12 protein-coding genes and 1 pseudogene are annotated in these 13,761 nt (G+C 40.8%); 4 read left to right on the top strand and 9 right to left on the bottom strand.

Going from position 1 to position 13,761, the window contains the following annotated elements; genetic code table 11:
• Positions 1-357 precede the first annotated feature (357 nt).
• Positions 358-963: a LysE family translocator gene (locus tag FTV27_RS00860; protein WP_180076784.1), complete on the bottom strand. Its 606-nt coding sequence runs from the start codon at positions 961-963 to the stop codon at positions 358-360.
• A gap of 113 nt (positions 964-1,076) precedes the next feature.
• On the opposite strand from FTV27_RS00860, the gene FTV27_RS00855 reads away from it, so the two are divergent.
• Entirely contained in the window at positions 1,077-1,571 is a 495-nt protein-coding gene (locus FTV27_RS00855) for an Lrp/AsnC family transcriptional regulator (protein ID WP_078190405.1), read from the top strand.
• 465 nt (positions 1,572-2,036) lie between these two features.
• Here FTV27_RS00855 and FTV27_RS00850 read toward each other — a convergent pair whose 3' ends face one another.
• The 7 genes from FTV27_RS00850 to FTV27_RS00820 all read right to left on the bottom strand — a co-directional run bounded on the left by FTV27_RS00850 (position 2,037) and on the right by FTV27_RS00820 (position 8,685).
• The gene (locus FTV27_RS00850) at positions 2,037-2,408 is read right to left on the bottom strand and encodes a hypothetical protein (protein WP_218948490.1); all 372 of its coding nucleotides are present in this window, start codon (positions 2,406-2,408) and stop codon (positions 2,037-2,039) included.
• A gap of 279 nt (positions 2,409-2,687) precedes the next feature.
• Positions 2,688-3,611 carry a tyrosine recombinase XerC gene (locus tag FTV27_RS00845; protein WP_180076783.1) on the bottom strand — a complete coding sequence of 308 codons (924 nt, stop codon included), beginning with the start codon at positions 3,609-3,611 and terminating at the stop codon, positions 2,688-2,690.
• 71 nt (positions 3,612-3,682) lie between these two features.
• Positions 3,683-4,516 carry an enhanced serine sensitivity protein SseB C-terminal domain-containing protein gene (locus tag FTV27_RS00840; RefSeq protein ID WP_180076782.1) on the bottom strand — a complete coding sequence of 278 codons (834 nt, stop codon included), beginning with the start codon at positions 4,514-4,516 and terminating at the stop codon, positions 3,683-3,685.
• 83 nt (positions 4,517-4,599) lie between these two features.
• Positions 4,600-5,445 (bottom strand): diaminopimelate epimerase, encoded by an 846-nt coding sequence (dapF, locus tag FTV27_RS00835; RefSeq protein WP_180008334.1) that lies wholly within the window; start codon positions 5,443-5,445, stop codon positions 4,600-4,602.
• 13 nt (positions 5,446-5,458) lie between these two features.
• Positions 5,459-6,703: a diaminopimelate decarboxylase gene (gene lysA / locus FTV27_RS00830; protein ID WP_180034401.1), complete on the bottom strand. Its 1,245-nt coding sequence runs from the start codon at positions 6,701-6,703 to the stop codon at positions 5,459-5,461.
• Positions 6,704-6,727: 24 nt separating this feature from the next.
• A complete protein-coding gene (locus FTV27_RS00825) occupies positions 6,728-6,937 on the bottom strand; it encodes a lipoprotein (RefSeq protein WP_373423566.1) in 210 nt (69 codons plus the stop codon).
• Positions 6,938-7,281: 344 nt separating this feature from the next.
• A complete protein-coding gene (locus FTV27_RS00820) occupies positions 7,282-8,685 on the bottom strand; it encodes an amino acid permease (protein WP_078192075.1) in 1,404 nt (467 codons plus the stop codon).
• Between the two features lie 332 nt (positions 8,686-9,017).
• On the opposite strand from FTV27_RS00820, the gene FTV27_RS00815 reads away from it, so the two are divergent.
• Positions 9,018-10,379 (top strand): sodium:alanine symporter family protein, encoded by a 1,362-nt coding sequence (locus tag FTV27_RS00815; RefSeq protein WP_180076781.1) that lies wholly within the window; start codon positions 9,018-9,020, stop codon positions 10,377-10,379.
• A 241-nt stretch (positions 10,380-10,620) separates the two neighbouring features.
• Here FTV27_RS00815 and FTV27_RS00810 read toward each other — a convergent pair.
• Positions 10,621-10,977, bottom strand: a pseudogene (locus FTV27_RS00810) (hypothetical protein); the annotation flags it as partial.
• Positions 10,978-11,162: 185 nt separating this feature from the next.
• Between FTV27_RS00810 and radA the strand changes: the two are divergent.
• Both radA and FTV27_RS00800 read left to right on the top strand, forming a co-directional pair.
• Positions 11,163-12,551, top strand: a complete 1,389-nt coding sequence (radA, locus tag FTV27_RS00805; RefSeq protein WP_180003350.1) for a DNA repair protein RadA — start codon at positions 11,163-11,165, stop codon at positions 12,549-12,551.
• Positions 12,552-12,674: 123 nt separating this feature from the next.
• Positions 12,675-13,676 carry a Tim44 domain-containing protein gene (locus tag FTV27_RS00800; protein ID WP_078192078.1) on the top strand — a complete coding sequence of 334 codons (1,002 nt, stop codon included), beginning with the start codon at positions 12,675-12,677 and terminating at the stop codon, positions 13,674-13,676.
• The last annotated feature ends 85 nt before the right edge of the window (positions 13,677-13,761 follow it).

Below are 13,761 nucleotides of genomic sequence, written 5' to 3'. Positions count from 1 at the left end.
TTTTTAGAGAATGGTTCAGTTATCCAAAAAAACGCATTATTCAGTTATTTTTTAAGCATTGATTTTTATTATTTTTTTACTTGATTTAGCTCATCAAAAGATCTGATTTAATATCAATTTTCGATCAATCTTTCTGAAATAGAGCTTTCCCTCTACACATTCGGCAACATATCTAAACTTGTCATTTAAGATAGAAGCATAATGAATTTAGCGCTAATTTCACTTTTCCGAAGCTAATTGGCGTGTTTTTCTCTCTTTCTTATTCTTAATATGTGTCGATATTCAGCACATCTAAAAAAACCTCCGCTTTCACGAAGGTTTTAGTTAAAGCATTTATTTCTATTTACATTTGCTGTTTTAATTGGCAATTAGCCACGTCGCAGCAAGAGCCAATAAACCACCTGATGTACCATCGATCCACTTTTGTTTGCGTTCATCAATTTGAGTTTTTTGTGTAATACGTGCAAAGACCACACTTAAACTACAATACACCACAAAAATCAGCCCAACAAAAATGAAGGACAAAATCAAACCTTGGCTCACAGTATTCGCTGATTTATCGATAAATTGCGGCAAAATTGCAAAATATATCAACATTCCTTTCGGGTTCAGTAAAGCCGTAAAAAAGCCTTTTTTAATCGGGTTGGACGCTGACTTTTTCTCAATACTTAATTTTTTACTGCTAAATACTGAACGCAGCAAATGCGTTGCCAAATATAAAAGATAAGCAATCCCCAACCAGCGGATTGTTTCAAAGAGTAGTGGAAATGACACGATAATCGCAGCAATACCCAATGCCACCAAAATCGAGTGAACCAAATAACCTGAACACACACCTACTGTTGCCATCATGCCTGCTTTTGCATCCTTACCCATCACTTGTGACAGGATAAAAAGCATATCGGGTCCTGGTGTGAAAATAAGGGGAATTACCGTTAAGGCAAACAAAGCAAATACAGACATTTCAATTTTCCCTTTCTATGTCCTGAAAGTAAAATTAGTATGTTTGAATCGCTTTAAAATAGGATATCAAATATTCTATAATAGATATTATTTTTAGAATTATATTCTATTTTATGAAGACATCTTCTAAGTCAATTCTAGTTAAACTAGATCGTATTGATAAAAATATCATTCGCGCACTTCAAAATAATGGCCGCATGCAAAATAATGACTTAGCCAAGGAAATTGGACTCTCGCCTTCTTCTTGTTTACGTCGGGTCAAATTACTCGAAGAAGCAGGTGTGATTCAGAATTATACCACCGTGGTCGATCCACAAAAGATTGGCTTTCAATTGATTTTATTCTCTCGTATTTGGTTGACTGGGCAAGATGCTGAAACCATCGATACTTTTATCGAAGCGATGAAAGAACTTCCTCAAGTCATGGAGTGCTACATTATTTTGGGTGAGTGCGATGCAATGCTCAAAGTAGTGGTGCCTGACCTAGAAAGTTACCGTAAATTTCAGTCTACTCACTTAACCAAGAAAAATGGCATCACCAGTGTAAAGACTGATTTACCTAGCCAAATCATTAAACAAAGCTTCCAGTTACCGTTAGAAGATTTATAACCACACAATTAATCTGCCAAGGAACAACTCAAGCATCAGAAACGACGAGGCTGATACTACAAGCTTGGCAATGTAGTGACGGATTACCTTCACAGCCTCGAATGCAAAACCTAGCTATGCGGTATTTACTTATATTTTAATTAAAGAAAAATAATAATTTGCGGCACATTTGCAGCAATTAAATGGGAAATATCTAGGAGGTCTTTGAGCTCAATTGCTCAAGTAGGAAAACCATTGATTGGATTGACAGGCTCTCGCTATCAAAATTAAACGAATTGAATTACTAAGCAGCAAAACGGATTGGCATTTAGAAATTTTTGTTTAAGCAACTAAGCTATGCAAAGAAGATTAACACTCTAACGCTCTGCTCACAAGCATCTCAACATGTCATGGAGCGAGTGATATAAGGGCTAAACATCCAAATCCAATGAAAATAGCCCTTGAGTTGTTTATTTGACCAATGGTTTAGGCTGGCTGATTTTCCAAAAAGTCACGATGGATGTGGCTTAGGTCAATAAGTTCATACTTTGCCAAATCAAAAATACGCCAAATGGTGAGGGCATCTTCTTTACTGTCAAATTTAGCAGTTGCTTTATTGGTAAGCTGCCATTGTTTATCCGAAATCCAAATAAAGTATTGTCCCGTCGCCGCATTAAACGCCTGAACTTTTCCATCGGCATTAATCCCTTGTAGCTGCGCACCTTCAGGCAATACAGCTTCTACTTCAGGTAAACTGATTTCAACAAAGTGTTTGATTTGGCGTAAGCCGTATCCTACAAAAATTTCTTTTTGCTGACCATTTAACTGGTCATATTTTTCTTGAATATCTGAAATCATGGTATGGCCTATATATTTTTAACGGTACAGCAATTTAGTAAATGGCGAATTTCACTTCAGCACTTACGTCAATTCAATAATGGACAATTTTTATACCCGATAATTTGAATTTTTATAATGCGACAATAGTTCAAAATGTCGGTCAATTTTACCAATATTTTTTCACATCCTTATTTAATTTTCATGAAGTAGACCATTTTAGGATACAAAATGTGAAATCTAGCCTGTGTATTTAAGCAAAATTTAGACCACTGAGTACCAAAGTCGTTTTTGCAATTGTTACGAATCTTTATGCTGTGCCCTTGGATGGGCCTGATCATAAACTTGTGCCAATCGATCAAAATCCACATGGGTATAAATTTGTGTAGTGGTTAAATTACTATGCCCCAACATTTCTTGTACAGCACGCAAGTCACCGCTATTGGACAACATATGGCTAGCGAAGCAATGTCGTAATAAATGCGGATGTAAATCGACATTTACACCTGCACGTCGAGCTTGAAATTTAACTCGATTTTCTATTTGTCTTACCCCCAGTGGATTACCTTTTTGAGTGATAAAAACTTGGGCTTCTGGGACAAAATCACCATGCCATGCAGGATATAATTGCAACCAATGCATCACAGCCTCTTTGGCTTTAGAACCGAAAGGTACAATGCGCGTTTTATTCCCTTTACCCGTAATACGTAACAGTTGGCGATTAAAATCAATATCTCGAATGGTTAAGCCCTGCACTTCTGCCAAACGTAAGCCACTTGAATAGAGCAACTCCAAAATCGCTTTATCACGTATCCAAAGTTGCCGTTGAGTTTCACTTTCCGGCTCGGGCTGTTCCATGATTTGTTTAATGGTTTCAATATCGACCAATCCAGGTAAAGGACGTGATTGGCGTTTGAGCTGAAAATCATCTGCAGGATTAAAATTGAGATAATTTCCTTGTTCTGCCCATTTCATAAATTGGCGTATCGAAGATAACATGCGCTGCAAACTACTTGGACTGAGCTGAAACTGTTCCACTTTATGAGCAACAAATTCACGCAGATCTGACTTTTCAACATCATGCAGTGGCAAGTTGCGTATTGTACAAAATTGGAGAAAATCACTGACATCACGCTCATACGCTAGCAATGTATGTTTAGACTGATTTTGAATTTCACGTTCCTTCAACCACATAGTCAGTAGTTGACTCTGATCCATCGTCATCTGTCTTCTCCCATTTCAACATGTGCTTTAGCGTTGCGGTACGTTCACTAAAGCGATCTTACATATCTGTTTTATGAAAAGAGTCTAGCAAAGAACCCCTTAGGCTTACCATCAACACGTTGGTAAAAAGCTTGCGTTTCATTAAGCAAATACCCTTCTACACCATCCACACTGTGTGGATTGACATGGATTAAATCCACTGGGCATTGCTCTTTTAAACTATCCTGTGTGATACGACCAATTTTACTGTGTAAATCTTGAATTTGTTGTTCAGATAACCTTGCTTTTAAATCTAGTCCGATCAGCAAAGTTGGTGAATCATCTCGAGCTTCATTCAGCATTTGCGCCAAATAGGCAGCTTTTACCACACGCTCTGTGCCGAAAAAAATGCTTAATTGATCAATCATAAACTGCGGATATTCCGCTGGCTGACCAATTAAAACTTCCGTATCTTCCGTAACTTCATAGTTTTCTGAGGGCTGAATATACTGCCTGTCCAGCAAATGTTGAATTTCTTCTGGTACAAAGTCCTTCGTTGCATCTGGTGATTGTGGATTCAATATAAGCCTTGCTCCCAAGGTCATTTCAAATAATGCCTTGGTTGGTAGCCGGATATACGACTCCACTTCAGATATTGCCAACCGCATTTTTTCCAAGGACGTAAAAAACGGGATGACGCAATCATAAGTTTCATCTTCCCATGATTTTAATTGAACACTGTCGTCTTCATCCAAGATCAAAGCTTCGGCAATACGTGAATCACGTCCCCCTGTTGTTCCCACACAATACACATTGGCCGCTAATAATTGAGCTAAAAATTCGGGTCGATACGCAGGTTCATGTAAAGCTTTATGAAAAAGTTGCTCTAATATTTCTTCTTTTATTTCTTCGTTTATTTGTTCCATGTTGATTCCAATCCCATTGAATTATAATTTTTATTCACTTTTTATTTTATGAAAAAAGCCCTGAATGAATCAGGGCTTGGAGTTTAACCTTGGAAGTAACTTAAATCTAAGCGTCCTTCGTAAACTGTTGCAGTTGGTCCAGTCATCCAGACTACACCACCTTCTTGCCACTCAATTTGCAGCTTACCACCTGCCAACTCTATTTCGACCGAATTGGCTAATAAACCACGACGCATACCTGATACTGCCGCTGCACAAGCACCTGTACCACAGGCCATAGTTTCACCGACACCACGTTCAAATACACGTAAGCGTGCATGTTTCTCATCCAAAATTTGCATAAAGCCAGCATTTACTCGCTGTGGAAAACGCTCATGTGATTCGACTTGTGGACCAATTTTAGCGACGTCTGCGGTAATGACATCAGGAACGATCGTCACTGCATGCGGATTACCCATACTCACTACATCAATGGTGAGCTGTTCATTATTCGCCAATGCAATGTCGTATAAGTTTTCAGGCTCTTCCGCAATAAATGGTATTTCATGCGGCAAAAAGCGTGGATAACCCATATTAACGCGCACCCAACCATTCGCACCTAATTCAGGCTCTACGATACCTGACTTGGTTTGTACTTTGATTTTGGTTTTGCTGGTCAACTTACGTTCATGCACAAAGCGCGCAAAACAACGAACGCCATTACCGCATTGTTCAACTTCCGAACCATCCGCATTAAAAATACGGTATTTAAAATCGACGTTGGGTAAATCTGGTGGTTCTACAATCAAAAGCTGATCAAAACCAATACCAAAATGACGGTCGGCCAAACGCTGAATCGTCACTGTATCTAAATAAGCCCGTTGGCTAATTAGATCGACCACCATAAAATCATTGCCAAGGCCATGCATTTTGGTAAATTCTAATAACATCTCGAATTTCTCCTTAAGGCAATAAACGTTCACGTTCCCATAATGATTCGATGGTTTCACGCTCACGAATCAAATGAGACTGATCACCATCAACCATCACTTCAGCAGCACGTCCGCGGCTGTTGTAGTTTGAACTCATGACAAAACCATAAGCACCCGCACCCAATACTGCAAGCACGTCATTTTCTTGAATCGCCAACTGACGTTGCTTACCGAGGAAATCGCCAGTTTCGCAAATCGCACCAACCACATCCCAGTCTTTCTTTTCTGTATCAGTACGAGGCGTTACTTCCTGAATATCCATCCATGCTTCATATAAAGCAGGACGGATTAAGTCGTTCATTGCGGCATCAATAATGGCAAAATTACGATGATTGGTCGGTTTGAGCAAATCAACTTTGGTTAACAACACACCTGCATTTGCAGAAATACTACGCCCCGGCTCCATATATACCTTAAGGCCTAATTTCTCTAAAGCTGGACGCATTGCCTGAGCATATTCTTCAACGGTAGGCGGAACTTCGTCTTTGTACGTTACGCCTAAGCCACCACCGATATCGATGTGTTTTAGCTGAATACCCATCTCTTTCAGTTGATTGATCATCACAATGACACGATCAAGTGCATCAACAAAAGGCTGAGTTTCAGTCAACTGTGAACCGATATGACAATCAATCCCGACAATCTCAAGATTTGGCAACGACGCCGCATACGCATAGGTGTCAAAAACGCTGTCTGAAGGAATACCGAATTTATTTTCTTTTAAACCCGTAGAGATATAAGGATGCGTTTTAGCATCCACATCTGGATTTACACGCAATGAAATCGGTGCTTTCTTACCCATTGCCGCAGCAACTTTTTGGATTCGATCCAACTCTGCATGTGATTCAACGTTAAAACATGCAATACCCACGTCCAACGCTTTTTGGATATCGGCTTCAGTTTTACCCAAACCAGAGAATACAATTTTAGAAGCTTCACCACCGGCTTTTAATACACGTGCGAGTTCACCACCCGTCACGATATCAAAACCAGCGCCCTGCTTGGCAAGTACGTTTAACACCGCAAGATTAGAGTTTGACTTTACCGCAAAACAAATTTGATGGTCGATAAAGCTAAATGCACGATCCATATCTGAATAATGCTTTTCAAAAGTAGCTTTTGAATAAACATAAAGCGGTGTGCCATATTGCTGTGCAAGCTGTTGTAAAGAACATTGCTCTGCATGCAATACCCCATTCGTACGGGTGAAACTCATGAAAGTATCCTTTCTATAAAAGCATTAAGGTGTAGGGTTAGAATTTGAAGATTCCGATTCAGTTGGAACAGAATCCGCTTGTTTTTCCTGCTTTTGCTGTGCAGGCGTATCTGGATAAATCAGATATTTTGCGCGCTTATCTGCATTTGCATCTGAAGGTAAATGCAATGCACCAGACTGACCACATGCTGTCAGCAGCACAGCACTTGCTAATACAATAATTTTATAATTCATAAAACGATACATAAACGTACCTAATGAAAAGATTTTTCCGAGTATAACGTGATCAACCCGCGGATAAAAGAAAAGCCCTGTAATTCCAAGTGAGCTTTTTGCCATTCTGCACTAAATTTAAGCAAAATTTGATGGTGCTGTTTTCAATCCTTATTTGTCTTTATTTCTAGCTCGATCAGGCTATTGATTTCACTGAAATAGCTTATCAATTTGAATGCTGTTTAATACAAATCGAAACGCTAATAAACAGTCTGTTTTAACTTAAAATAAGTCCATATCCAAATAAAAAAGTTGCCCACTCAGGAGCAACTTTTTATGTTTTTACATCAGATCAAAAATGTAAATTAATGGTGCTTTTTCTTATAAAAACCAAAATAACCAATAATCAAAATGATGAACCAAATTGGGCTCACCATGAGCGCTTTCATGGTATCTGCTTCTAGCGACAAGACATAAATCATGCCGATGAAGAAGATAATCACGAGCCAACAGGTATATAAACCACCCGGTAGTTTAAAGGTTGATTTCGCATGCAACTCAGGACGAGTTTTATAGTAAACGATATAACTCCAGATAATCATGAGCCATACGCAGATAAATAAAATCGTCGAAAGTGTGGTTGCTAAAGTGAAGGCTTCAACCGTGTTCGGAACGAAATACTGTAATGCCGCACCCAACAGTAAACAAACTGCCGAGAAATATAACGCATTTGCAGGAACTGCACGTGAGTTTAGACGGCCAAACGCTTTTGGACCTTGCTCTTCACGAGATAAACCAAACAACATACGTGAAGTCGAGAACACACCACTATTCATCGATGACATAACTGATGACAACACCACCAAGTTCATAATAATCGCAGCAGCAGCAATACCGGCTTGGCTAAACAAGTTCACGAATGGTGAAATGCTTGGGTCAATGGCATTCCATGGCGTAACGGACATCACAATCACAAGTGCAAGCACATAGAAAATAATGATACGAATCGGAATCGAGTTCACAGCTTTAGGCAAGTTGTGTTCTGGATCTTTGGTTTCTGCTGCCGTAGTACCCACGAGTTCTACGCCGACAAAGGCAAAAATAGCAATCTGGAAACCTGCCAAGAAGCCGGTAACACCTGTTGGGAATAAACCACCATGTGACCATAAATGTGTGAATGATGCGATTTCACCTGTCGATGAGGTAAAACCGGTAAAGATCATCCAAAGACCGACACCAATGAGCACCACGATTGCAATAATTTTAATCAGTGCAAACCAGAACTCTAATTCACCAAAAAGTTTAACCGTAACAAGGTTTAAACCCATGATAAAAACAATGGCGGCAACACTGATCATCACCCCTTCTTCGGGCGAGAACGGGTTACCTCCATTAAAGAATTGCAGGTAATAAATAATGGCCGATAAATCTGCAATCCCTATAGTGATCCAGCACAGCCAATAGGTCCAACCTACAAAATAACCTGCCCACGGGCCGATTAAGTCGGTTGCAAAATCGATAAAAGATTTATATTCAAGATTTGATAGTAATAACTCGCCTAATGCACGCATGACGAGGAAAACCATAAAACCAATAATCATATAGATAATAAGGATGGACGGACCAGCTAAACTGATGGTCTTTCCTGACCCCATAAATAAACCTGTACCAATCGCACCACCAATCGCAATCAATTGCAGGTGTCGGTTGGACAAGCTTCGTTTCAAATCGCCGCTATCAGCGTGCGATCCATGAATTTCATTTGACATTATTTAATTCAACTTCGCGTTCCAATTGCGACAAATTAACGTAAAAATTTCAGAAAATACAAAATTATTTTTCATCATCTATATTTTCGGATTAAGTGACAAAGTTAATTTATTTTTCTTATATATAAAAATCTTAGCGCCAGTTCACATTTTAAAGCGACCAATAAAACAACAATTTACTTGTAATAACTTAAATTTTATGCAAAAAATATTTTACCAACGATAAAAATTTATGCCAAAAATCATGGAAGTTTCTAACAATGGCATATCAATTGCTACAGATATCAAAAATGTAGCATTCACTCACTCAGGGCCGATAAGAAGAAGATACTATGCAAGAAATTCAAAATATCATGGAAACACTCAGTGGATGGGTCTGGGGCCCGTACATGTTGGTCCTCATTGTCGGAACAGGTGTATTCCTCACCTTCCGACTACTTTTCTGGCAATTTCGCATGTTGCCTTTCGCATTCAAACAAGTCTTTGGCAAGCATCCTAAAGCCAATCAACATGATGGCGATATTTCTCATTTCGCCTCACTTATGACCGCACTTTCTGCCACCATTGGTACAGGTAATATTGCCGGTGTAGCCACCGCTTGTGTGCTCGGTGGTCCGGGCGCAGTGTTTTGGATGTGGATAACCGCGCTCTTTGGTATGGCAACCAAATATGCTGAAGGTGTACTCGCTGTAAAGTTTCGTCATAAAAATGAAAATGGCGAAATGAACGGTGGTCCGATGTATTACATCGAACGTGGGCTTGGGCCTAAGTGGAAATGGTTGGCAGTGGTATTTGCCCTATTTGGTACTTTGGCATCCTTTGGTATTGGTAGCTCAGTACAGTCGAACACTGTCGCGCTTGCTGTGCAAAACAGCTTAGGGATCAGCACACTCACCACTGCAATCGTTATCACCATATTCTCTGCACTCGTTATTTTAGGCGGCATCAAATCCATTTCTAAAGCCTCTTCATTTATTGTTCCAATTATGGCGGTAGGTTATGTATTGGGTGGCTTAATCATTATTTTCACCAACCTTGAATTGGTGATCCCTGCACTAAAAATGATCTTTAGCTATGCATTTACGGGCGAAGCTGCTGCGGGTGGTGCGATTGGTGCTGCGATTCGTTATGGTGTGGCACGTGGTGTATTCTCTAATGAAGCAGGTATGGGCTCAGCACCTATTGCCGCTGCGGCTGCAAAAACTGACCACCCAGCACGTCAAGGTCTTGTCTCTATGACAGGTACGTTCTTAGACACCATCATTGTTTGCTCAATTACAGGTATCGTACTGGTGATGGGCTTCATCATGGCGGGACAAAGCTTTGGTGATCAAACGGGTGCCGTACTGACGATTAGTGTTTTTGACAAACTACTTCCTGGCTTCGGTGGTTGGGTCGTGACTTTCGGTATTATTTTCTTCGCTTATTCAACCATTCTGGGTTGGAGCTATTATGGTGAAAAATGCTGTACATACCTCTTAGGTGAAAAGTCAGTACTGATTTATCGCTTAATTTACATCGCATCAGTCTTTGTCGGCTGTGTCGTAACACTCGATCTCGTTTGGTTATTTGCCGATACCTTTAACGGTTTGATGGCTGCACCAAACTGTATTGCACTGTTATTGCTCTCAGGCATCATTGTAAAAGAATCGAAAGATTTTATTGAACGTCGTAAATCAGGTGAATTGTACTAATCCCCTGCTAAACAAAAAGCCACGTGAATTCACGTGGCTTTTTTTATTCGGACTGAAAATCGATATTTACTTATTGGATCGTGCCAATTTGACCATCATCAAATTTGTCGTTTTTCGTGTTGCTTTCATTGGCTGCTTCATCTTTTGGATATGATTCAGCATCTTCAATAAAGCCTTCACCAAATTGGTCACCAAACTCATTTTCAGCATATTCAGAATCTACAGCACTGGCTTCCATCAGATCAGCTTCGATTTCTAGGGCAATTTCCAAAGATAAAGAAAAGAACAATACCCCCTGAATTTTCATGTTCCCTTGTTCATCTTCAAGGTATTCACTGAGGGTTTTATATGCAGGGCTGCTTTCATCAAAAGGCACGTCAAGGTATAAATCACCTGTATAACTATCGATTAAAGACTCACCTTCTAGCCCCATACAAGGGAAATAGTCTATATTTTGCAGGTCAAACCAGTGCATAACATCATTACGCACCGTATTTTTTTCAGGATGTTGATGATCATATTCTTCAAAATGCACAAATAACACATCACGATTTTTTTCACGTGCGATGGCATCGATATGTCGTAATAGTTCAGTCATGTGGTGACCCATTTCAAAAAATATAATGCGCTATTATAAAGTGCTTACTATGTAAAAGTGCAGCTATTGAAAATAAAACGACATCAATTGACCTTCATCAGTCATTTCATGCGATAAAAACTTGGTTTTTCGATGTATTCACCGCTATGCTGTGACTCAATTTGAGTTTGTGCACAGTAAATATTATGGCGAAAGCAAAAAGTGTCTATCGATGTGAACAATGTGGTGCTGATCATCCCAAATGGGCCGGTCAATGTACCGAATGTGGTGAATGGAATTCATTAGTCGAAGTCAATATTGCACCCGCCGTTACACACCGTGCACAACCTAAAATGGGCGGTGGCTATGCAGGCCAAGCTGCTGCTGTGACCACCTTAAATCAAGTTTCAGTTTCGCATGAAACTCGAATGGCAACAGGTATTGGTGAATTTGACCGTGTGCTCGGCGGTGGACTGGTCACAGGTTCAGTAGTGCTGATTGGTGGTGACCCCGGCATTGGTAAATCCACTATTTTGCTACAAACTGCAACCTATATGGCGGCGAGTAAAAGTTCTGCCTTATATGTCACTGGTGAAGAATCCTTGTCTCAAGTGGCTCTACGTGCCCAGCGCCTAGACTTGCCGACCGATCAACTCAAAGTCATGGCCGAAACCTGTGTCGAGCGTATTTGTGAAGTTTTGGCACATGAACGCCCTGCCGTTGCCATTTTAGATTCGATCCAAACCCTATACACCGAGACACTCCAGTCTGCGCCGGGCGGTGTTTCCCAAATTCGTGAATCGGCTGCACTCCTGACCCGTTTTGCCAAAAATAGTGGCACAGCATTGTTTATTGTCGGTCACGTAACAAAAGAAGGTTCTTTGGCTGGCCCTCGCGTGCTTGAGCACATGGTCGATTGTGTTTTGTATTTTGAAGGTCAGTCTGACTCGCGCTTCCGTATGATTCGGGCGGTGAAAAACCGTTTTGGTGCGGTCAACGAGCTTGGTGTATTTGGCATGACTGATAAAGGTCTGCGCGAGGTATCAAACCCTTCCGCCATTTTCCTGAGTCGTTATGATGAAGCCATTCCGGGTTCCATTGTCATGATTAGCCGTGAAGGTACACGTCCACTTTTAGTTGAAGTTCAGGCTTTGGTAGATGATGCGCACGGACAACCTCGACGCGTGGCCTTAGGTTTAGAACAAAACCGTTTAAACATGCTTTTAGCCGTTATGCACCGTCATGGTGGCGTACAAACTGCAGGACAAGATGTCTATGTCAATGTCGTGGGTGGTTTAAAAATCACAGAAACCGGTTCTGACCTTGCGGTACTTTTAGCCTGCGCCTCTAGCTTAAGAGCTAAAGCCCTGCCACAGCATTTGGCAGTATTTGGTGAAGTCGGCCTTTCAGGCGAAATCCGCCCTGTACCCAATGGACAAGAACGACTCAAAGAAGCCATTAAGCATGGTTTTAAAACCATTATTTTACCGCGTGGGAATGCACCGCAAAAACCGATTTCAGGTGTAGAAATTATTTCTGTCGCACGTTTACATGAGGCGTTGAGTCAGGCAATTACACTTACCGATGAGTCTTAGTCACGTTGAATCGTTTATTTTGAATGAATTTTCAATTTTTTACCGATGTTCTATTGAAATTCAGTACAAATGGCGGCATAACTAGATGGCTATTTTAAATTTATATAGATATAGGAAAATTTGATGGAAGTTCGACAGCGTGGTTTGATGACTGCTCTTTTAACAGCAGCCCTTTTGGTAGCGCCGATTGCAGAAGCGAAACGTGCCGGTGGTGGTAAAAGCCATGGTATGAGCCGTCAAGCTGCTCCAACTCAGTCTTATCAGCAACCTCGTCAATCTGCTCCTGTTCAACAGCCTGCAACTGCTGGCGCTCCAGCAAAATCTGGCTCGAATGTGGGCGGAATGGTTGCTGCTGGTGTGGCTGGTGCTGCAATTGGTGCTGTCGCTGCAAATGCGATGGCAGATGACAATAACGGTCAAGCAGCTTCTGAAGCTCAAGCTCAACAACAGGAAGAGAAAGGTGGTATTCCAGGCTGGATCTGGATTTTACTTGCCGCTGCTGTTGCCTTCTTCATTTTCCGTAAGATGGGCGCAAAAAAAAAACTAGCCGCTAACAATCCGTATGCGCCAAACAGCGGTGCAAACAATGCACCGTTTGGCCAGCAAAATGCCGCACCTCGTGCAGGTAATGACAATACGAATATTTTTGGTAATTCTGTAGGCGGTAATTCAGCAGCTTCAAATGCTCCATTTGGTGCAGCTGCTGCAACGAATGCGCCTTTTGGTGCTGCCTATACCAACAGCGGCAATCAATTGCCGGATGGTACAGAACCAGCAACATTTTTACGTGTTGCACGTCAGCGTTTTAACCACATTCAATCGATGAATACGGCAAGCAACATTTCTGAAATTCAGCGTTACTTAACGCCTGATCTTTACCAGTCTATGTATAACGACATTATGGCGAATAAAGATGAAGACGTTGCTGAGTTTTCTAACTTAAATGCTATGGTGGTCGATTCTGCTAACGAAAATGGTCAATACGTTGTAAGTGTGCGTTTTACAGGTACTGTAAGTGAAGACTTAAATAGCCTGCCACAGCCTTTTGCTGAAGTATGGCATTTTGTTAAACCTGCGGGTTCTGATCAAGACTGGTTAGTTGCAGGCATTCAACAAGAACAATAATGTAGACACATAAGCATTCTTGCATTCTAAAATAGCGACTTCGGTCGCTATTTTTTTGCCTTTATTTCCCCTCTTTTTAAATCAA

The organism is Acinetobacter sp. YH12251 (assembly GCF_013417465.1).
GTDB classification, from domain to species: domain Bacteria; phylum Pseudomonadota; class Gammaproteobacteria; order Pseudomonadales; family Moraxellaceae; genus Acinetobacter; species Acinetobacter amyesii.
The sequence above is the reverse complement of the archived record's forward strand: the minus strand, read 5'-3'. Positions and strand labels throughout refer to the sequence as shown.

Coding starts and splice junctions, on each gene's coding strand:
- FTV27_RS00860 (WP_180076784.1), bottom strand. CDS start 963: ATGTCTGTATTTGCTTTGTTTGCCTTAACGGTAATTCCCCTTATTTTC.
- FTV27_RS00855 (WP_078190405.1), top strand. CDS start 1,077: ATGAAGACATCTTCTAAGTCAATTCTAGTTAAACTAGATCGTATTGAT.
- FTV27_RS00850 (WP_218948490.1), bottom strand. CDS start 2,408: ATGATTTCAGATATTCAAGAAAAATATGACCAGTTAAATGGTCAGCAA.
- FTV27_RS00845 (WP_180076783.1), bottom strand. CDS start 3,611: ATGACGATGGATCAGAGTCAACTACTGACTATGTGGTTGAAGGAACGT.
- FTV27_RS00840 (WP_180076782.1), bottom strand. CDS start 4,516: ATGGAACAAATAAACGAAGAAATAAAAGAAGAAATATTAGAGCAACTT.
- dapF (WP_180008334.1), bottom strand. CDS start 5,445: ATGTTATTAGAATTTACCAAAATGCATGGCCTTGGCAATGATTTTATG.
- lysA (WP_180034401.1), bottom strand. CDS start 6,703: ATGAGTTTCACCCGTACGAATGGGGTATTGCATGCAGAGCAATGTTCT.
- FTV27_RS00825 (WP_373423566.1), bottom strand. CDS start 6,937: ATGAATTATAAAATTATTGTATTAGCAAGTGCTGTGCTGCTGACAGCA.
- FTV27_RS00820 (WP_078192075.1), bottom strand. CDS start 8,685: ATGTCAAATGAAATTCATGGATCGCACGCTGATAGCGGCGATTTGAAA.
- FTV27_RS00815 (WP_180076781.1), top strand. CDS start 9,018: ATGCAAGAAATTCAAAATATCATGGAAACACTCAGTGGATGGGTCTGG.
- radA (WP_180003350.1), top strand. CDS start 11,163: ATGGCGAAAGCAAAAAGTGTCTATCGATGTGAACAATGTGGTGCTGAT.
- FTV27_RS00800 (WP_078192078.1), top strand. CDS start 12,675: ATGGAAGTTCGACAGCGTGGTTTGATGACTGCTCTTTTAACAGCAGCC.